Below are 19977 nucleotides of genomic sequence, written 5' to 3'. Positions count from 1 at the left end.
TGCAACCATGGAGAAACAAATGAAAAAGATTGGCGTGGTGGGCATCCCCGGCGGCTGGTCCACCCTGCGTTTGCTGGACGCCCTGGAAGCCCGCACCGGCTTTCGCCTGTGCATCGACATGGCCGAAGTGCGCCTGGACCTGGAAACGGGCAAGGCCTTTTATAAGGACACCGACCTCACCAGCCTCGATGGGCTCATCGTCAAAAAGATCGCCCCGTCCTACACCCCCGACGCCTTGGACCGCATGGAGATCCTGCGCTTTCTCCATTCCGGCGGGCTGCCGGTCTTTTCCAACCCGGACAGCATGTTTCGGCTTATTGATCGCTTAAGCGGCACGGCCGTGCTGCGCCGGGGCGGCATCCCCATGCCGCCGACCACCGTCACCGAGGACGTCAGCGAAGCCGCCGCCGCCGTCTCGGACTACGGCCGGGCCGTGTTCAAGCCGCTGTACAGCTCCAAGGCCCGGGGCATGACCGTCATTGAGGAAGGCCCGGAAATGCATGAGGAGATCGCCGATTACAAGGCCGCCGGCAACCGGGTCATGTACATCCAGCAGATGGTCTCCCACGCCGGCGGGCATCTTGATCTCGGGGTGTCGTTTTTGGGCGGCCAGTATCTGGCCACCTACGCCCGCCAGGGCAGCGGCAATTCCTGGGACACCACCACCCGCACCGGCGGCCGCTACGTGCCCCATAATCCATCGGACGAGATCATCGAACTGGCCCGCAAGGCCCAAAACCTCTTCCCGGGCATGGCCTTCACCTGCGTGGACGTGGTGGAAACCCCATCCGGCGCGGCCATCTACGAAGTCTCGGCCTTCGGCGGCTTCCGGGGACTCCTCGACGCCTGCGGCCTGGACGCGGCTGCGGCCTACGCCGACTATGTCCTCAAGGAGATCGCATGAGCGGCCCCACCATCGCCGGGCTTATGGCCCCCGTCCTGGAAACCGCGCCCCTGGCCCATGGCCTGGAAGTCACCTTTGACGACGTGACCGTGGTTGTGGCCACCAACTCCCACGCCCTGTCGGAAAAGCTCGGCCGCTACTACCGCGACTTTCTCGGCGGCGGCGGTTCCTACCGCATCGAAGTCACGGCCATCGAGGCCGGGCCGCCGGAGTTTGACCTGCCCTTTGCCGTCCACCCCCGGGAACCGGGCAAGACCAAACTCAAGGAATCGTCTCTGGACCTCCCCGACGGCCGGGTAGTCAAAAAACTCCTCACGGGCCTCGTCTTCCTCTTCGGCCAGGGCAAAAACTACGCCGTGGGGCCGTGCCTGGAAAACGACAACCAGATCGTCAACTTCATCAACAACCGCTTCATCGAATGGCGCCTGAAGCGCGGGGCGCTGCTGTTTCACGCCGCCGGCGTCGCCCAAGGCGGCCAAGGCCTGGTCATCGCCGGTTTTTCCGGAGCCGGCAAATCGACCCTGGCCTTGGAAATCATGCGTCATGGCACGGAGTTCATCAGCAACGACCGGGTCATGGTTTCCCGCGAGGGCGAAGGCCTCGTCATGCACGGCGTGGCCAAGATGCCCCGGGTCAACCCCGGCACGGTGCTCAACAACCCAAGTCTTGCCCCGGTCATGGACGCCGCCGACCGGGCTCGTTTCTCAGCCCTGCCCACGGCCGAACTGTGGGATCTGGAACACAAGTACGACGCCTTTATCGACGAATGCTTCGGCCCGGGCCGGTTCAAGCTGGGCTGCCCCATGGCCGGGCTGGTCATCCTGCGCTGGAAGCGCGACGCCTCGCCCATGACCGGCGCCCGGGTGCGGCTGGCCGACCGGCGCGACCTCATGCCGGCCTTCATGAAGGACGTGGGGCTTTTCTACGAATTCGAGGACCCGTCCGAGCCGTCCATGGCCAGCCAGAACGCCTATCTGGAACTTCTGGGCGATCTGCCGGTGCTGGAAATCGACGGCGGCGTGGACTTCCACAAGGCCGCCCAGGAAAGCCTGGCTTTTTTGGCCGCAGTGAGCCGGTAATTGCCCATGGCGTAAGGCTCTTGTCCGAAAGCCGGCGCGGAGCCGATATAATGTCAATTGCGTAAAGCGCTTGTATGCCTCGTTTCCGTCATGAAAAAGCAATCCCCGGCCCGTAGGGCCTGATGCGTCATCGGGGGAGTCCTTGGCTGCGCTTCGGCCGGCCTCCCCCGCGCATCGAGTCGAAGGAGGCCTCATGACGCAGCCCACGCCGCCCGCCACCGGCCAGTCCCCGTCCCATCCCGCCGCCGCGCCCGCCCCGGAAGACCTTCGCCTGGCCCCGGACACGGCCTTTGTCAAAACCCTGGAACACTTCGTCCAGAAGGCCGATGTGTTTGCGGCCCTGGCCGTCAAACACAAAATCGAACCCTACGAGGCCTTCCAGCATCTCAACGCCTTGTGGCGGGAGGTGGCCGAGTCCGGGGAGCGCCTCGCCGAACCCGCCCCTGCCGCCCAACCCGCGGCCCTGGGCCTTTCCACAGCCGAAGCCCGGGAGCGGCTGGCCAAGTACGGCCCCAACCAGGCCGCCGCCGCCAAGCGGATCACCCTGGCCGCCCGCCTGCTCGACGCGGTCAAAAACCCGCTGGTGCTCTTGCTGTTTGTTCTGGGGTCCATCTCCTACGCCACCGACGACGTCCGTTCAGCCGTGGTCATCATCGGCATGGCCGTCCTTGGCGTGACGCTCAAAGTCATCCAGGAAGCCAAGGCCGACACCGCCGCCGAGGAACTGCGCAAGATGGTCCACACCACGGCCACGGTGCTGCGCGACGGGCAGCAGACGGAAATCCCCATGGCCCAGGTGGTCCCCGGCGACATGGTGCTGCTCGCCGCCGGCGACATGGTGCCGGCCGACGTCCAGATCGTGCGGGCCAAGGATCTCCACATCAATCAGGCCATGTTGACCGGCGAGGCCCTGCCCGTGGAAAAGACCGTCCGCCCGGCCGGCGAGGCCGCCCCTGAGGGCGAGACCGGCCTTGGCGATCCGGCCATGTGCTTCATGGGCACCAACGTGGTGTCCGGTTCGGCCGCCGCCCTGGTCATGGCCACCGGGGCGCGCACCTACTTCGGCGGCATCGCGGCCAAGCTGTCGCAGAAGCGGGTGGAGACAGATTTCGACAAGGGCATCAAAAATTTCACCATGCTCATGCTGCGTTTCATGATGATCATGGTGCCCTTTGTCTTTCTCATCAACGGCGCAACCAGCGGTGACTGGATGGGCGCGTTCATGTTCGCCCTGGCCGTGGCCGTTGGCTTGACCCCGGAAATGCTGCCCATGGTGGTGACGGTGTGCCTGTCCAAGGGCGCGCTGGCCATGTCCAAGCACAAGGTCATCGTCAAGCGCCTGGACGCCATCCAAAATTTCGGGGCCATCGACGTGCTGTGCACGGACAAGACCGGCACGCTGACCCAGGACAAGATCATCCTGGAAAAGTACCTCGACGTCGCCGGCCGCGAAGACTGCTCGGTGCTGGAATACGCCTACCTCAACAGCAAGCTGCAAACGGGCCTGCGAAACGCCCTGGATCTGGCCGTCATCAGTTCGGGCGACGACGCGACCTCGGCCATCGACCCCGAGCATTACGAACTTCTTGACGAGATTCCCTTCGATTTCATGCGCCGCCGCTTGAGCGTCATCGTGCGGGACAAGCGCACCGGCAAGGCGATTCTCATCTGCAAGGGCGCGGCCGAAGAGGTCTTCGCCCAAAGCCGCGACTGCCTCCAGAACGGTGTCGTGTCCGCCCTTGATGCCGAGCATCGCGAAACCATGCAGCAACTGGTGCATGATCTTAACGACGACGGCTTTCGCGTCGTGGCCCTGGCTTACAAGGAAGTGGACGGGCAGCGCCACGACTTTGGCGTGGCCGACGAAGCCGACCTGACGCTTATGGGGTACTTGGCCTTCCTTGATCCGCCCAAAGACACGGCGGCCGACGCCCTGGCCACCATGCTGGCCCACGGCATCCAGCCCAAGATCGTCACCGGCGACAATGCCGTCATCACGGCCAAGATCTGCCGGGAAGTGCGTTTTGACGCCGGGGACCGCATCATCACCGGCGACATGGTGGCGGCCATGAGCCCGACCGAGCTGTCCGAGGCCGTGGAGAGTTGCCACGTGTTCGCCAAGCTCGACCCCATGCAAAAGGAAGCCATCGTGGCCGCGCTTCGCGCCCGGGGCCACGTGGTCGGCTTCATGGGCGACGGCATCAACGACGCCCCGGCCCTGCGGGCCGCCGACGTCGGCATTTCGGTGGATTCGGCCGTGGATGTGGCCAAGGAGTCGGCCGACATCATTTTGCTGGAAAAAAGCCTGCACGTGCTGGAGCACGGCGTGGTCGAGGGCCGCAAGATTTTCTTCAACATCACCAAATACATCCGCATGGGGGCCAGTTCCAACTTCGGCAACATGTTCAGCGTGCTCGGGGCCAGCGCCTTTTTGCCCTTCCTGCCCATGCTGCCTATTCAGATCCTGGTCAACAACCTCATGTACGACTTCTCCCAGACGGCCATTCCCACGGACAACGTGGACGACGACATTGTCAAAGCCCCCAGGCGCTGGCGCATCGACGATATTCGGCGCTACATCGTCTGGCTTGGCCCGGTGAGTTCCATCTTCGACTACGTTACGTTCTTCATCTTGCTGCATGTATTTCACGCCTGGGACAACGCCGCGCTGTTCCAGACCGGTTGGTTCATCGAATCGCTGTTGTCCCAGACGCTCATTGTCCACGTCATCCGCACCGACCGCATTCCCTTCCTGCAAAGCCGCTCCAGCCTGGCCCTAGGGATGACGACGCTGGCCATCTGCGCCGTGGGTGTATGGCTGCCCTTCTCGCCCCTGGCCGCCTCTTTCGGTCTGGTCGTGCCGCCGGCCCATTACTGGGGGCTTATCGCCCTGGTCATCTTCGCCTACATGTGCCTGGCCCAGATCGTCAAAACCTGGGTGGTGCGACGCATCGCCGCGGAAGGTTAAGGGAGGCTTACAGGTCGGCCGGACCACAACAACAAGCCCCGGTTCGCGCCTTCAAGGGAGCGAGTCGGGGCTTGTCCGTTTCGCGCGGCAAAACCGGCGTAAAAGTATTTTCTGATGTGTCGCGGGCGATTACAGTGTCACGGCGACCAGCGCGGCCATGGCGTCGGCGTCTTGTCCCAGCCCCCCTGGCACGCCGCGCCGGTCAGTTGCCGACCGGTTCTGGCTGACCTTCCATTTTCCCAGCATGTACTCGATGGGGATTTCCAGGCTGATCAAGCCGTGAAGGGCTGCTGCAAATTCGTCATCGGGCGCGTCAGCCCATAGCCAGGAACGTGGCCGAGCCGGTACCTGGCGATCCGTGAAATCTAGCCTACGGCGCAAGCTGACACCTGCGACACATCAAAGCCGACAGCACGCCAGGACCAAGCACGACCAGTCGAAACACAATCCAGCCGGCCGAAAAAAAGCCCGGCCGCTTGCGCGGCCGGGCTTGGTCGTTTCGGGGGAAACGCGGTCCTACTTCTTGTTGAGCCCGACTTCCTGGGGGAAGATCGGCAGATAGCGGTAGGACAGGCTCATGATGATGAAGCCGTAGGCGACGACCATGAGCGAGGTGGCCCATTCCGCCCAGTTGGGGGTGTAGATCTCCCACTTGGTGAACGGCAGCACCGGCTGGGCCAGGGCCTGGACAGTGAAGACGTAGCGGTTGATGACCACGCCCGTGCAGGCCAGGATGGCGCCCAAATACATAAAGAACGGCTTCTTGCGCAGAGGCGTGAGCAGGCAAATGACCGGGACGATCAGGCACAGCACCAGTTCGGAGAAGAACAGCCACTTGCCGTAGACCATGCCGTAGAACATCTGGTCGAAGGTCAGACCGGCCCGGGGCAGGATGTCGTTGATCCAGGCCCAGGTGTCCAGGTACTTAAACACCGTGTAGATAAGCAGCATGGTGCCGCCGATCTTGCACATGAGCGACTTGACCCGGTAGGTGGTGAGCTTGCGGCCGGTGATTTTTTCCATGAAGCCGCAGATCAGCACCGTCATGCACGGGCCGGAGGCGATGGCCGACAGGACGAACAGGAAGAACGTCCAGGGCCAAATGAAAAACCCGTCGCGGAAAGCGTAGGGACGGGCGAACATGACGCCGTACATGCCGCCCAGCGACCCCTGGTGGAAGGTCGAGAGGAACGCGCCGATGCCGGCGAAAAGCGGCATGACCACGTGCATCTGGTGGGCCAGGTTGTGCAGGAACGGGATCTTGTTGATCTGCTTCTGCTCAAGGATGAGCGGAATGTACTCGATGATGAGCACCATCAGGTAGCAAGTGATGCAGAAGATGACTTCCGTCAGCATCGAGTGGACGTTGGGGTGCCAGTAGCCGAACCACGACCGGATGGGCTGGCCGACGTCCAGGGACAGGATGAGCATGGCCCCGGAGTAGCAAATAAAGCCCTTGATGACGGTCAGGTTGATGATGTTTTTGAGTTCGTCGATGCGGATGATGTAACGCAAAAGCCCGGTGAAAAAGGCTCCGGCGCCCAGGGCGATGACGGCCAGATCGAAGGTGATCCACAGGCCGAAACCAAAGTAGTTGTCCAGGCCGGTGACGCCAAGACCGTAGGCGAAGCACACGATCATGGCGAAGAAGCCGTAGAGGGCGACGACGCCCAACACGCTGAGCCACTTCATGAACTTCCCAAGGGAGCAACGCTCGACGCCCTCGGGGTACCAGGTTTTTTCGATTTCAATAAAGCTCATTGCATCCCCCCCGATTACTCGCTTTTAAGGTAGTTGTCGCCGAGCTTGCGGACCCATTCCCGCCGGCTGATGTAGTAGACCTGGGTATCGGTGCCCAGGCGCTCCAACAGACGGAAGGCGTAGGGGCTTTTGACCAGCTCGTGCACCTTGTGCTTGGGGTTTTTGATGTCCCCGAAAGCGAGGGCCCCGGAAGGGCAATTCTGGACGCAAGAGGTGACGTAGGCCCCGTCATCGAGGTTATCGGGATCCTTGCCGGCGACGCGGGCGGCGTCCTTGGCCTGGGTCCAGCGATGATGGCAGAAGGTGCATTTCTCGACCACGCCGCGGGGGCGCACCGAGGTCATGGGAGACAGGGTCTTCTCCATGCCTTCCGGCCAAATGGGGTCGTACCAGCCGAAGTAGCGGACGTGGTAGGGGCAGGCGGCCACGCAATACCGGCATCCGATGCAACGGGGGTAGACCTGGCTCACGATGCCGCCGTTCTCGTTTTTGTCCGTGGCGATGACCGGGCACACGGAAACGCAAGGCGGATTGCCGCACTGCTGGCAGGGCCGGGGCAGATAGGCAATGTCGTGATTGGGGAAGGCTTTGTCGTTGGTGAGCTCGTAGACGAGCATCCACGACGTGGCGCGCAGCTTGTTGGAGGCTTCGCGCTGGGGTTCGACGTTGTTCTCGGTCTGGCAGGAGGCCATGCAGGCTCCGCAGCCGGTGCATTTGTCAATATCGATCACCATGCCCCAGGTGATCGGGAATTCCATTTTCTGTCCGGACATGACGGCTTCCCTTTCCCTTCGTTAGGCGATTTTGACTTCCGGGGCGATCCACATGGACAGGCCCGAACCTGCTTCCTCGACCACGGCGGCAAGCGAGAGGTAGTTGGCTCCCTTGCCCTGGCTGTAGTAGTCGAAGGCGGTATGGCCGAAGCCCAAGGGGGCGCTGACCATGCCGGGCATGACGCTCTCGAAGATGTGGACCTTGGCCTGGCAGTCAACGCCGGCGCCGGACAGTTTGACCATCTGGCCTTTTTTGAGGCCCAGGGTTTTGGCCGTCTCGCTGTTGACGCGGATGAAGGTGGTGTCGCCCAGAAGCTCGGTGTCCGGGACCGTGGTCAGATCCTGGCAGGGCATGCCGGTGACCGGGGTGCCGGTGCGCAGCTGGGCGTAGGGAGCCAGCACCGTGGCCGTGGCGGGCTTGCCGGCCTTGACGGCCTTGGCCACCACTTCGGCGGCAAATCCCATGGCGGTCTGGGGCGCCTGGCCGACCATGGTCCAGGCGTACCCGGCTTCCAGGGCCTTCCAGAGGTCGCCGCCGACCAGGGCGGGCGCGGGCTTACCGGCCGCGACCTGCCAGGGCATGACGTCCTTGGCCACGAAACCGCCGCTGACCTTGGCCAGGCTGGCGACTTTTTCCTTGATGACCTGCTGGAAGTTGTCGAACTTGAGGTCAATGGAGAGCTTGCGAGCCAAGCCAAGCAGCACGTCGCCGGTGGTCTTGGTGTCGCAGATGGGCTTTTGGATGGGCCGCACCAGACTGTAGACGCAAAAGCCGGAGCCGTAAGGCGTGGCCACGTCGTCGTAGCGCTCCAGCGGCAGCGAATTTGGCAGCACCAGATCGCACAGGGCGGCGGTCTCGTCCATGAAGGAGGAGAAGCTCACCTTGAACGGGATCTTTTCCAGGGCCTTGGCCATGGTCGCCGCTTCGGGCAGGCCGTAGACCGGGTTGGCGTCATAGATGAGCAGGGCCTTGGGAGCCGGGGTCTTGCCGGATTCCACGCCCTTTAAAAACGCGGGCAGATCGCCGTCGAGCATGGCCGCGCGGGTCAGCGCGCCCGGAACCACCGAGGGCAATTCCGGCAGCATGTAAACGCCGCCGGGCTTGTTGATGCGGCCCAGGAGCATGTTGAGCGACATGCCGGCGATGACCGGAGCCGCGCCCAGGCCCTGTCCGAAGGGCGAGCCGGTGACCACCAAGGGGGCCTTGGCCGAAGCCAGGGCCTTGGCGATGGCGGCCAGGGTCTCGGGAGCAACGCCCGTGGCCCGCTTGACGTCTTCGGGACCAAAGCCGCCGTTGACCACGGCCTTGAAGGTGTCGAACCCGGGAGCGTTGCTGGTCGCGCCGGCCTTGAGCAGATGCCAGGCGATGCCCAGGGCCACCACGCCGAGATCGGCGGCGGCGGCCGGAACCCACTGGTCGCACACGGCGGCGGTGTTGTTGCGGCTGGGGCCGACGTAGACGTAGGTGTTGGCGGGCTTGTCCCCGGCCGGGCGGCTGGCGCCGAAGGCCTTGCGGTTCCTGGAGGAGGTGCCCCAGGTCTCGAAGATGTCCGCGCCAAGAACCAGGACGGTGTCGGCGTTTTCGAAGTCGTAGCCGGCCTGGCCCTGGGCTCCCATGAGCTTCATGGCCTTGGCGGCGGTGGTGGCTTCGGAAGGCATCATGAAGCTGCCGGCGCTGCCGAGCTTGGCCGTCAGGGCGGTCAGGACTTCATTGATGGTGCCGGTGTTGTCGCCGGAGATGGAGGCCACCGCGCCCTTGGCCGCGCCGAGTTTCTCGGCCATCTCGACAAGGGCCTGCTCCCAGGTGATGGGGGCAAAGGTCTTGCCGTTGCGCTTCATGGGCGATTTGATGCGGGCCGGGCTGTAGAGCATGTAGACTTCGGACCGGGCCAGGGCGGAGACGCCGCCGCAGGACAACGGATGCGAAGGGTTGCCGCCGGCCAGGATCGGATTGCCGGCCACGCGCATGATCTTAAGGCCTTCGCCAGCCGGGCACAGCTTGCTGGTGGTGGCCACATAATCGATCTGGCCCTTGGGAACCCGGGGGATCCACGGCCAGTTCTGGGTCCAGATAGAAGCGTCGTCAATCAATTTCCACGGAATGGGGGTGAACATGGCGCCAACGGTACCACCCGCCACAAGACCGAGGAAAGCTCTGCGATCAAGTCCCATTTCTCCCCCCTTATTTATGACAGACGAAGCAGGCGTTGCTGGTGCCCATGGAAGCGTGGCAGCGTTCGCATTCCCACATCTTCATGGTGTCCTTGCTGTAACCGCTCAGACGGTTCTCGTAGTACGGCGGGGGAGTGTCCATCTTGGCCACGTCGAGGTGGCACTTGGTGCACTCGAATCCCTTGTGGGCAGCGTGGGAGAAGAACACGTTGTCGGGCTGGTACTGGTACACAAGCCAGGGCACCTGCCTGCCGGTCTTGACATAGTCCTTGACGAACTTGTCGATTTCCTTGCCGTTGGCAGAGGTATCGCCGGTCTCTTCGCCATGGCACTCGGCGCAGGACTCGGTGGAAGGCAGGCCGGCAAAGCGGCCGTCGGGACCCAGATGGTGGCACTGCTCGCACTCAATGCCCAGCTGGGTATGGACCGTGTGACTGAAACGAATAGGTTGCGTCTTTTGGCTGTACAGCATCTTCGGGAAGATGCCCCACCCCACCACCAGGGCGCCGACGAAGCCGATCAGGGCAAAAAGCGCCATGCCGCCCACACCGCCGGCCGAATTCGATCTTTTCTCCTCCATACGTCCCCTGCCCATGCCTTTGCTGGTTGTCCGCCGGGCGCAAAGACGCCCAACGGCCCCTTCCCCCCCACGGGGAAAGGCGGATGAAAGAAAGACGTGTCGCCACGCCACGAACCCCTCCGAGGATTTGTCCCCTCACCTCGGCGCGGATTGTCGCACCGCGCTTTTTACCCAGCCTGGTTCTTCCGTGTCAAGGTCTAATGAAAAAATTCACGAATCCCCGGCCTCTTGCTGACTCTATTTGGGGCTTTTGCCCTCGCGGCCGTAGATGTCGTCGAAGCGCACGATGTCGTCTTCTTCAAGATACGGCCCCGACTGGATTTCAATGATCTCGACCGGCACCTTTCCGGGGTTGGAAAGCCGGTGCAGACTGGTCTTGGGAATGTCCACGGACTGGTTGTCCGTGAGCAAAATTTCCCGGTCGCCCACCTGGACCAGGGCCGTGCCCGAAACCACCACCCAGTGCTCGGCCCGGTGATGGTGCATCTGCAGCGACAGCCGCGCTCCGGGCAACACCTCGATGCGCTTGATTTTAAAATTCGGCCCCTCTTCGAGCACGGTGTAGCTGCCCCAGGGACGGCGCACCGTCACATGGGCCTCGACGAGCTTGCTGCCCTGTTTTTTCAGCGCCCCCACCACGTCCTTGACTCGCTGGGCCTCGGTCACCGGGCACACCAGGGTGGCGTCCTTGGTCTGGATGACGATGAGGTCCTTGACCCCGGCCACGGCCAGGGCGCCTCCTTGTGAAAAAAAGAGCGAATTCGAGCAGTCCAGGGCCAGCACGTCGCCCTGGATCACGCAGCCGCTGGCGTCGCGCCGGCCAAGCCGGTAGAGCGCCTCCCAGCTCCCCAGATCGTCCCAGTCGAACCCCGCCTCCACCATGGCGATGCGCTCAAGCTTTTCCACCACGCCATAGTCCACGGACACGTCGGGAATGCCGGCATAGCCAGCGGCCAGGGGACGCTCGTCCCGGGTACGCCACCAGTCGAAAAGAACCGGAGCATGGGTCGCCACGGCGTCCAGAAAGACATCAGCCCGAAACACGAACATGCCGCTGTTCCAGGAGTACTCGCCGCTGGCCAAAAGCTGTTCGGCGGTTTCCCGGTCAGGCTTTTCGGTGAATCCCAGCACGGCGTAGCCGCCCTCGCCCAGGGTTTCCCCCCGGTGGATGTAGCCGTAACCCGTTTCCGGGGCCTTGGGCGGGATGCCGAAGGTGACGAACCAGCCGTCCTTAGCCAGCTCGGCCGCCCGATCCATGGCCCGGACCCAGGAATCGGCGTCGTCGATGCGGTGGTCGGCCGGAAACACGCCCACCACAGCCTGGGGGTCAGCGGCCACGATGGGGGCCAGTCCGAGCAGGATGGCCGGCAGGGTGTTGCGGCCCACGGGCTCGGCCAACACGGCGCTGTCCACGTCCGGGAGCTGTCCGCGCAACTGGGCTCGCACCTCGAAAACGTGCTCCTCGTTGGTCACCACGGCAATGCCCGACGGGGCAAAAGCCTTGGCCACGCGTTCGGCCGTGGACTGGAGCAGGGTCGCCTCTCCGCCCAGGGCCAGCAACTGCTTGGGCAGAAGCGTCCGGGAAAGGGGCCACAACCGGGTGCCCGAGCCACCGGCCAAAATCAGGGCATAACGTCCGCCCGGGGTTGTCCCGACATCGGAATTGCTCATAGCCGCGGATTCTCCAGTTCGTGCTGCCTCACGCCTTCAAACGGCAGGCTTGCGGGTTAACGGCAGCGCTGTTGCGACAACGTCTTCACCAAAGATACGGACGCCTGTTACGGTCGCGCCTAGGGCTCGTAGACAAACGGCGAACCCACGGCGGACAGGCGCGGCTGGACCGCGTCCTTCCCGGACAGCACAGGATCGGTGACCGGCCAGGTGATGCCGATGTCCGGGTCGTCCCAGGCGATGCCGGCATCCAGGTCGGGCGCGTAAGGGGCGTCGACCTTGTACATGAATTCGGCGTCCTCGGTCAGGGTCACGTAGCCGTGGGCAAAGCCTCGGGGCACCATGAACCGCAGGAAATTGTCGGCGGAAAGCTCGATGCCGTACCACTTTTTGTAGGTTGGCGATCCCTGCCGCAAATCGACCACGACATCGTAGACCGCTCCCCGGGTCACCCAGACGAGCTTGGCCTGGGTGGCAGGCGGCAGTTGGAAATGCAGGCCCCGCAGCACGCCCTTGGGGCCTGAGCGGGCGTGATTGTCCTGCACGAAATCATACTTAAGACCGGCCTTGGCGTATGCCTCCCGGCTGTACGTCTCCAGAAAAAAACCCCGGTGATCGCCGAACACTTTCGGTTTGATCACGACAAGCCCCGGGATGCCGGTTTGCGACACCTCCACGCGGGACCTCCTTTGCTACGCTTGCCGAAGGGATCGGCCATGCGGAATGAATGGGCGCTTCTAACGTATTTCGCGGCCTTGGACAACAACCGTCGCGGCCTTTAGTCCCGGCGCGAGCGAAGCGGCCGGGCCGGTTTGCCCGATCCCGAGGATTGGCCCTTGGTGGCCGGCCGCGACGGCTTTTTCACCGGAGCCTGGCGCGTTGCTCCAGGCGCGCCGCCCGACCGGGGACGACGCTTGCCGCCCTTGTCCTCCCGGGAACCGGCCCCGGCCTGGGGCGGACCGGAGCGCCGGTCCTGGCCGCGGGCCGCCTTGTCCGCCCGGCCAAGGTCGCGGCCGGGCGCGCCCCCTGGCTCCGCCGGCCGTTGGCCGGACGGGTCCGGGGCGAGCATGACGCGCGGCGCGCCGCTTTTTGCGTCAAGCGGCGCGCCAGCCGGCACGTCCACGGCCAGCAGGTCTCCCGGGGCGGGCGGACGGCGGTCCGGGGAGCACAGCACAAGCAGCCCGGAAGCCGAGCAGCCGTAAACCGCGCTGCCCGGCACGTCGGCCAGGGAAAAGGCCCCGGACACCACCCGCGCCCCGCCACTGGGCGCGGGGCGGACCTTACGGGCCAGAAGGAAGGACAGGCTCAGACGCTCCTTGCCAAGGCCAGCCCGCTCGGAAAACGCGGTCAGCCAGCGGGGCGCGCCGGCCGGCGGCATGGTGAAATGGCACCAGGCCCGGGTGCGCCCGGCCAAGAGCACGCACTCTTCACGGTGGGGACAGGGCGCGGCAATATCCATGTCCATCTCGACAAAAGCCTGACGCATGCCCAGCAGGCAGCGCCAGCCCAGGCGCGTGCCGGGCTCGACCACCAGGACCCGGCCGCCGGGCACGAGGCTTTCGGACAGTTGGGCGGCCACCCGCTCCATGCGCTCGTCCAGCGGTTCGCGGACCTTGCCGGCCAACTCGTTGGCCACGTTGACCATGGCCACCAGATCGGCCCCGTCGGTCAACCCCTGCCAGTATTCGCCCCGGGTGACGCGGATGCGCCAGGGCGCGTCCGGGCGGGTGGGGTCGAAGCCGGCCAGCTCGGCAAAAAGGGCCAGCCCCAGCTCCAGGGCCCGCTTGGAGCGGTCCACGCAGGTGATGCGCAGCCGCCGCTTGCGCAGATCGGGCCGCGACAGCCACAGGGCCTGGATGAAAGTCAGAGGGCCGCTGCCCAAGTCGCAGACCACCCCGTCGTCGGGGATGTCGAGGTCAAGTCCGGGTAGCAGGCGCGTCAGGCGTACGAGATTCCAGGGCAGATAATACCAGAGATAGGCCGACAGCACCTTTGGGTCGCTGAGATACCCGGGCCGGGGGCCGCCTTCACGCTCGGCGGTCAGCGACAGGGACAGTTCGCGCACCACTTTGGGCAGTTCGCGCACCAAGCCCGGGCGAAGCGGCAAGGCTTTTCGCAGCATGTCGGGATAAGCGTCGAGCCGGGCGCGGACGTCCGGGGCCAGGGGTACTAGCAGGCGCTTGGCGCCGGGACGGGCCGGCACGGCGGCGGCGTCAGGGGACATAGGAAAAAACCATCCTTTGGATGAAGGCCTCGCCGGAATCGGCGGCGTCGACCAGGGGAACAAGTGTGGTGCGGGCGGCAAGCCCGGCCGCCTGACGGCGGCTTTGGGCATCGGCCAAAAACAGCGCCGCGCCGGCCAGGGACAGGTTGCCGGCCACATGGGTGCGCCCGGCCAGTCCGGGCGGCAGAAAACCGAGGGTTTCGAGATCGGCCGGCGACACCGCCGCGCCGAACGCCCCGGCCAGATGCACCGAGGCCAGATCGGCCGTGGCCAGGCCGGCGGCGGCCAGAAGCGCCGAAACGGCCAGATTGCAGGCCGCCTTGACCTTGAGCAGTTCCTCGACGTCGCCGGCCGGCAGCCGGCAGCCGGCGGTTTCGAAATACGGTTCGCCGTGGGCGCGTCCGACCAGGGCGGCCAGACGCCGGCCAAGCGGGGTCGCGGCCGGGGTTGTAGCGAATCGGCCGTCCACGTCAAGGATTTGCTGCTCGACAAGTCGCGCGGTCAAGGACAGATAGCCCGGCCCGGCGATGCCGCGCGGCGCTCCAGTATGATTGGGGTCGAAAAATTCCGGCACGATGCCGGCAGGGGTGAGTGCAAAAGCCACGACCACCCCCGGCCCGGCCATGGCTCCCTGGGACAGGCCCACGCCTTCCAGAGCCGGCCCCAGCGGAGCGCTGGCGGCCAGATAGCGGTCCGGGGAAAGGGCCAGCACCAGCTCGGCGTTGGTGCCCAGATCGGCCAGCAAAAAGGGATAGGCCGGATCGCGCCGCACCAGGGCGGTCAGCCCGGCGGCAATGTCGGCCCCGACAAAGGGGCCGAAAAGCGGCGGCGCATAGGCCGGCGGCAGGCCGGCATCCAGGACGACGGTTTCATCGCCGCGCCAGGACAGGCCATAGGGCGCGTGGGCCAACCCGTCCAAAGGTTTATCGCACAAGATCGACATCATGACGGAATTGCCGGCCACGCACAGGGCGGCAAGCCTGGGGCCGGCCGGAGCGGCCAGACGCCGCAGCTCGTCCACCACCAACCGGCGCAAATAATCGCCGCCGCCGGGCTCCAGGGCGAAGGCCAGACGCGAGACCACCTCGGCCCCGGCCCCGAGCTGGGGATTGACCCCGCGCCCCTGGGCCGTCACCGTGCCGTCTGCCAGGGACACCAGCCGCCAGGCCAGGCCGGTGGTGCCGAGGTCCACGGCCAGGCCCAGGGGGCCGTTGCCGGCCGCTACGGGCTCCGGCGAAACAGGCGGCGCAGCCGGGGCGGTCGCGCCCTCGGGCAGCTCCAGACGTTCGCCGCCCCGGGCCGGATGCAGGCAGACCAAGCGCCAGCCGGCAGCCAGCTCGTCCGGGGCGAGGCGACGCAACTCGGCCGGCAGGGGCAACGGCGCATCGGCCGCAAAACGCGCCCGGCAGCGGCCGCAACGTCCCAGGCCGGCGCACAGGGGCACGCCCACGAAAAAACCGGCCCGGAAAAGCGCCCGGGCCAACGTGTCGCCAGGATGGGACGTCACGGCCCGCTGTCCGCCCGGCCCGGCAAGAAAAAAAACGTTCGCCATTTCCGCCGAGTGTTCCCCATTTCCGCGTCCCGGACAAGGCCTGGCAAGCGCCGGCAGGGAGATTTCAGTTTATTAAATTGTCAAAATAACCTTGACGCGGATTTTTGAAGCTTTTAAACGGGAACCTACCTTTCGAAACTGTATCCGGCGATGCAAACGAAAATATCGTCCTAGGTGGACCAGTCAAACGGTCCACGCTTCGAGGCGATCAGCGGCCCCACGAAACCGAAAGGTTTATGCGGAAACGTGGAAGCGGCCCCGGCCGGCAACTCCAGCAAGGAGGAAACGTTTTGACCGACGCGCGCGCACACGCCAAAGGCCTAACCAAGCTCAAACCCTACGTCGTCATGGCGGTCCTGGCCCTCGCCCTGGCCGGGTGCACCTCGAAACCCAAAACCTACTCCTACAATTTCGAAGACTATCAGGGTTTTAACGCCCGCAACAACTTCCTGGTCGCTGGCGACCACGAAGCCCAGCTCATCGCCGCCGCCGAGAACAACCTCATCTCCGGCAACCTGTTCGACCAGGGCGGCTCCACTCCGGCTCCCAGCGCCGCGCCGGCCCCCCGGCAGCAAGCCGCGGCTTCGCCGGACAAGCTTTTGAGCGACAACCTTTTCGAGCTGACCTCGGTGCAGCGCAAAGGCGGTGTCTACGACCGCATGCTGCGCACCGCCCACACCCAGCTCGGCACGCGCTACCGTTCCGGCGGTTGCGACCCCAACTCCGGATTCGACTGTTCCGGTTTCACCACCTGGGTCTTCAACCGCTACGGCATCCACCTCCCCCGCTCCTCCCGGGAGCAGTACCAGGTGGGTTCCATGGTGGCCAAAAACAATCTGCGCAAGGGCGATCTCGTCTTCTTCCGCTCCAAACGGGGCGTCAATCACGTCGGCATCTATCTGGAAGACGGCAAGTTCATCCACAGCGCCAGCCAAGGCAAAAACGTCACCATCTCCCACCTCGAAGAAGATTACTGGAGAACGCATTATGCGGGAGGCCGTCGGGTCTTCTAGCGCCGTTCGCGGCGTGTCTCGCCCCAAGGCTCACGAAGCGGGTTTCCCTCGGACGGGAGGCCCGCTTTTTCGTCAGGCGACCGTTTTCCTGGCCGGCCGATGGGCCGTGGCCGGCCTTTTGGCCGTCTTTTTGACGGCCGGGCTGCCGGGCCTGGCCCTGGCGACCAAGGACAAGCCGGCCGCCACGCCCACCGCCGCTGCGCCGGCCAAAGCGAAGCCCTTTTACGAGGCCGAAGCCGCCGCCGTAGCCGACGCCGCCGCGCGCCAGGAACTGCTCGACGTGGGCCGACAGTTCGCCGAGGCGGTCACGGCCCGGACCATGGCCCGCTTTTCCGGCAAGGCCGGCCAGCGCCGCCTGGAACTCCTCACCGATCCCGGCCAGGCCTACCGCGACACCGCCCGGGCCGACGCCCTGGCCCGGCTCCAGGCCGCCAACGCCGATCTCGCAGCCAGCCAGTATTTCGTCTACGCCGACCGCAATCCGGCCACCCAGCTGCTGCTTTTGGCCTACTACGACGCGCAGGCCAAACGCGTGGCCTTTGTCGGCGCGGATTTCATCTCCTCGGGCAAGCTGCGGCCCCGGGAAGACTCATTCATCACGCCGGTGGGCGTGTTCGAGCATCTGCCCGAAAACTGGGGCTACCGGGCCGAGGGCAGCAAAAACAGCAAGGGCTGGCGCGGCCTTGGCGCGCGCGGCAGCCGGGTGTGGGATTTCGGCTACCAGCAGGCCCCGCGCCAGTTCCGCCAGGGCGTCTACGACAGTCAGATGCGCCTTTTAATGCATGCCACCGACCCGGACCAGGGCGAACCACGCCTGGGCGGCCCGGATTCCAAGGGCTGCGTGCGGGTGTCGGCGGCGGCCAACGCCTTCCTCGACAACCGCTCCATCCTCGACCGCCACTACGAGCAGATCGCGGCCACGGACAAAGAGCGCGACATGTGGCTGCTGCGCCGCGACCGCGCCCCGGTCTCCCACCCGGGCAGCTACCTCGTGGTCGGCGATTCGGCCCAGGGCAGCGCCTCGAACTAGCCGCACGCCCTTCTATTGGGGCGTATAGCCGGGAATACGCCCTAAGAAGCTTCGAACACCTCCCCCGGCTCGGGCAGAAACGCCCGGATCGAGGCGTCGGTGAGCATCCGGCGGATGGCGTCACCGCGCTCCCGGCGCACCTCGCGCCGCACATGGACCACGGCCAACGCCTCCACCCAGGCCGCTTCGGCCGCTTCGACAGCCTCGGACACCGAGCCGTGGCCGGGTACGCCCGCTTCCAGGCCGTAGGCTTCCAGCACCGCCAGGGAACAGCCCGAGGCCAGCTCCAGTCCCTTGGCCGTTATCGGCCCGTCGCCGCCGTAATAGAGCGCCCCAAACCGCGTTTCGAGCCGCAACCCCAGACACGGCGCGCCGTGCCCGGTCAGGGCCGCCCGGGCGCTCAAGCCGGCCAGCTCGAAAGCCTCGCCCGGCCTCGCCTCAATCCCGACAATCTCGAAAGCCAGCTTCTCCCGCAGGTTCGGATAGGCCAGATCCAGGGCGGCCAACACCTTGGCCGCCACGCCCGTGCCGCCATGAACAACAAGCGGCCGCGCCCGACCCTGCTCGTGGAGCCGGGCGATCAACCAGGGCAGGCCCAGGAAATGGTCGCCGTGGAAATGGGAAATCCAGACCGCGTCCGGCCCATCCCGGCGGTCGGCCGGAGCAATGGCCGGGCAGGCGAAAAAGGCCGCCCCTGCCGTGAAGCCGCAGTCCAGCAGGACCGTGCGCCGCGTCTCGCCGGTCGGACCGGCCAGGCCGGCCACGAACAGGCTCGTGTTGGCCAACCCCTCGTCAAACGCCTCGCCCACGCCCACAAAAACCACCCGCATGGCCGACAACCTCCGCAACCTTGCAATATTTTCCGCTTTTCGCCAAAGTCATGCGACGCTAACGCCCCGCGCGCCGCAAACAGCGCGCCCGTCGCACCCCAAACAGCAAAGGAAGCCCTCATGCAGCGCCGCGTCACCCAGATCGAAAGCATCCGGGTTCTGGCCATGTTCGCCATCTTCTTCTACCACGTCTGGACCGTGCTGCCCGACGGCGGCGCGCAAAATCCCTTCGGCCCCATCCTCGGCGACATCATGAGCCAGGGCTATCTCGGCGTCGTGGTCTTCAACGCCATCACCGGCTTCGTCCTCACCTTGCCCCACGCCAATCCGGGCGGCAAGCCGCCCATGGCCTACTTCGACTTCTTCCGCCGCCGCTTTGGCCGCATCACCCCGCAATACTACCTGTCCCTGGCCCTGTGGAGCCTGGTGGCCCTTGTGGCCGGAGCCATGCCCCTGGCCGCGCTTGGAGCCTGCGTGGCCGAAAAGCTCTTTTTCGTCCAGACCTTCGACCCCACCCGCTTTTTCTGCCTGGAGCCGGCCTTGTGGTGGATGGGCCTGCTCGCCCAGTTCTACCTGACGTTCCCGCTGCTGCTCAAACTTTTCGAAAAGTACGGCCCGGCCAAGGCCGCCGCCGGCTGCGTCGGGGCCGGCTGGGGCCTGTGGCTGGTCCTGTCGCTTCTGGCCAAGGTCAGCGACACGGCCGCGCTTTTCGACTACATGCTCTACTTCAACCTGCCCTACCGCCTGCCGGAATTCGCCCTGGGCATGGCCTTCGCCATGGCCTGGAAGGCCCGGGCCGCCGCCCCGCGCCAGGGCGACCTGGAGACCGGCGTGCCCACGACTTGGCTCATCGGCTTTTTGGCAGCCACCTACGCCGCCCTGCCCTTGGCCATTGTCTTCAAAAGCGCCCTGCCAGCCCTGCTTGCCCACATGCTGCTCACCGTCGCCTGCCTGGGGCTGGCCGGAACGCTCTTTGTCTGCCCGGCCATGGCCCGCCTCGGGGCCAAGCCGGCGGTTGCCCTGGCCGCCGCCACCTCCTACAGCTTCTATCTGCTCCACCAGCCCATCCTGGGCTACGGGGCGGATCTGCTGCGCGGCCATCTGCACCCCTTCGCCGCCATGTGCCTGCTGACCGTGGTCAGCCTGCCGCTGTCCTATTACCTGTCGCGCGTCCAGGACGACCTCGTGGCGCGCTTTGACGCCAAGAAATAGGAGGAGAAGAGAAAACGAAGAGCGGGGCTCCGCCCCGCGCCCCGCCGGGGGCCTCAGGCCCCCGGCCCCCCGACATGGCCTGCGGTCTCCCCGCAGCCTTCCTGTTCGGGGCGGGCCTTGGGGCTTCAGGCTATGCCTGAAGCCCCAAGGCCCGCCCCAGAAAGGGAGGGTCCGGGAGGGGGTAACCCCCTCCCGGCCGCCGGAGGCA

Annotated in this window: 16 protein-coding genes; 6 read left to right on the top strand and 10 right to left on the bottom strand. The window is 65.4% G+C overall.

Annotated features, from left to right (window positions below; all coding sequences use genetic code 11):
* Positions 1 to 19 precede the first annotated feature (19 nt).
* The 3 genes from C3Y92_RS08375 (at position 20) to mgtA (ending at position 4951) form a co-directional block, all read left to right on the top strand.
* Positions 20 to 904 (top strand): GAK system ATP-grasp enzyme, encoded by an 885-nt coding sequence (locus tag C3Y92_RS08375; RefSeq protein ID WP_129351584.1) that lies wholly within the window; start codon positions 20 to 22, stop codon positions 902 to 904.
* Positions 901 to 1983 carry an HprK-related kinase B gene (locus C3Y92_RS08370; protein ID WP_129351582.1) on the top strand — a complete coding sequence of 361 codons (1083 nt, stop codon included), beginning with the start codon at positions 901 to 903 and terminating at the stop codon, positions 1981 to 1983. Before C3Y92_RS08375 ends, C3Y92_RS08370 begins: the two co-directional genes overlap by 4 nt.
* A gap of 193 nt (positions 1984 to 2176) precedes the next feature.
* Entirely contained in the window at positions 2177 to 4951 is a 2775-nt protein-coding gene (gene mgtA, locus C3Y92_RS08365) for a magnesium-translocating P-type ATPase (protein ID WP_129351580.1), read from the top strand.
* 129 nt (positions 4952 to 5080) lie between these two features.
* On the opposite strand, the gene C3Y92_RS21135 is transcribed toward mgtA, so the two are convergent.
* From C3Y92_RS21135 to C3Y92_RS08325, 9 genes are all read right to left on the bottom strand, one after another.
* Positions 5081 to 5227, bottom strand: a complete 147-nt coding sequence (locus tag C3Y92_RS21135) for a hypothetical protein (protein WP_165352089.1) — start codon at positions 5225 to 5227, stop codon at positions 5081 to 5083.
* A gap of 240 nt (positions 5228 to 5467) precedes the next feature.
* Positions 5468 to 6712, bottom strand: a complete 1245-nt coding sequence (gene qrcD, locus C3Y92_RS08360; protein WP_129351578.1) for a menaquinone reductase integral membrane subunit QrcD — start codon at positions 6710 to 6712, stop codon at positions 5468 to 5470.
* Positions 6713 to 6726: 14 nt separating this feature from the next.
* The gene (gene qrcC / locus C3Y92_RS08355) at positions 6727 to 7485 is read right to left on the bottom strand and encodes a menaquinone reductase iron-sulfur cluster-binding subunit QrcC (RefSeq protein ID WP_129351576.1); all 759 of its coding nucleotides are present in this window, start codon (positions 7483 to 7485) and stop codon (positions 6727 to 6729) included.
* A gap of 21 nt (positions 7486 to 7506) precedes the next feature.
* On the bottom strand, positions 7507 to 9657 hold the full coding sequence (gene qrcB / locus C3Y92_RS08350; RefSeq protein ID WP_129351574.1) for a menaquinone reductase molybdopterin-binding-like subunit QrcB: 2151 nt from the start codon (positions 9655 to 9657) through the stop codon (positions 7507 to 7509).
* A gap of 10 nt (positions 9658 to 9667) precedes the next feature.
* Positions 9668 to 10237 carry a menaquinone reductase multiheme cytochrome c subunit QrcA gene (qrcA, locus tag C3Y92_RS08345; protein WP_129351572.1) on the bottom strand — a complete coding sequence of 190 codons (570 nt, stop codon included), beginning with the start codon at positions 10235 to 10237 and terminating at the stop codon, positions 9668 to 9670.
* 237 nt (positions 10238 to 10474) lie between these two features.
* On the bottom strand, positions 10475 to 11908 hold the full coding sequence (locus tag C3Y92_RS08340) for a mannose-1-phosphate guanylyltransferase/mannose-6-phosphate isomerase (RefSeq protein ID WP_129351570.1): 1434 nt from the start codon (positions 11906 to 11908) through the stop codon (positions 10475 to 10477).
* 119 nt (positions 11909 to 12027) lie between these two features.
* Entirely contained in the window at positions 12028 to 12585 is a 558-nt protein-coding gene (gene rfbC / locus C3Y92_RS08335; protein ID WP_129351568.1) for a dTDP-4-dehydrorhamnose 3,5-epimerase, read from the bottom strand.
* Positions 12586 to 12686: 101 nt separating this feature from the next.
* On the bottom strand, positions 12687 to 14132 hold the full coding sequence (locus C3Y92_RS08330) for a small ribosomal subunit Rsm22 family protein (protein WP_129351566.1): 1446 nt from the start codon (positions 14130 to 14132) through the stop codon (positions 12687 to 12689).
* Positions 14122 to 15684 (bottom strand): ASKHA domain-containing protein, encoded by a 1563-nt coding sequence (locus C3Y92_RS08325; RefSeq protein WP_129351564.1) that lies wholly within the window; start codon positions 15682 to 15684, stop codon positions 14122 to 14124. Before C3Y92_RS08325 ends, C3Y92_RS08330 begins: the two co-directional genes overlap by 11 nt.
* Positions 15685 to 15974: 290 nt before the next feature.
* Between C3Y92_RS08325 and C3Y92_RS08320 the strand changes: the two genes are divergently transcribed.
* Complete coding sequence (locus tag C3Y92_RS08320) at positions 15975 to 16697, top strand: C40 family peptidase (RefSeq protein ID WP_129351562.1); 723 nt, start codon at positions 15975 to 15977, stop codon at positions 16695 to 16697.
* Between the two features lie 106 nt (positions 16698 to 16803).
* Positions 16804 to 17727, top strand: a complete 924-nt coding sequence (locus C3Y92_RS08315; RefSeq protein ID WP_235669653.1) for a L,D-transpeptidase family protein — start codon at positions 16804 to 16806, stop codon at positions 17725 to 17727.
* A 41-nt stretch (positions 17728 to 17768) separates the two neighbouring features.
* Here the strand turns inward: C3Y92_RS08315 and C3Y92_RS08310 are convergent, their stop codons facing one another.
* A complete protein-coding gene (locus C3Y92_RS08310; RefSeq protein ID WP_129351558.1) occupies positions 17769 to 18557 on the bottom strand; it encodes an MBL fold metallo-hydrolase in 789 nt (262 codons plus the stop codon).
* A 120-nt stretch (positions 18558 to 18677) separates the two neighbouring features.
* Between C3Y92_RS08310 and C3Y92_RS08305 the strand changes: the two genes are divergently transcribed.
* On the top strand, positions 18678 to 19769 hold the full coding sequence (locus C3Y92_RS08305) for an acyltransferase family protein (RefSeq protein ID WP_129351556.1): 1092 nt from the start codon (positions 18678 to 18680) through the stop codon (positions 19767 to 19769).
* The last annotated feature ends 208 nt before the right edge of the window (positions 19770 to 19977 follow it).

The sequence above is a fragment of the Solidesulfovibrio carbinolicus genome (assembly GCF_004135975.1).
GTDB lineage: Bacteria > Desulfobacterota > Desulfovibrionia > Desulfovibrionales > Desulfovibrionaceae > Solidesulfovibrio > Solidesulfovibrio carbinolicus.
This window is presented reverse-complemented; position numbering and strand designations above follow the sequence as displayed.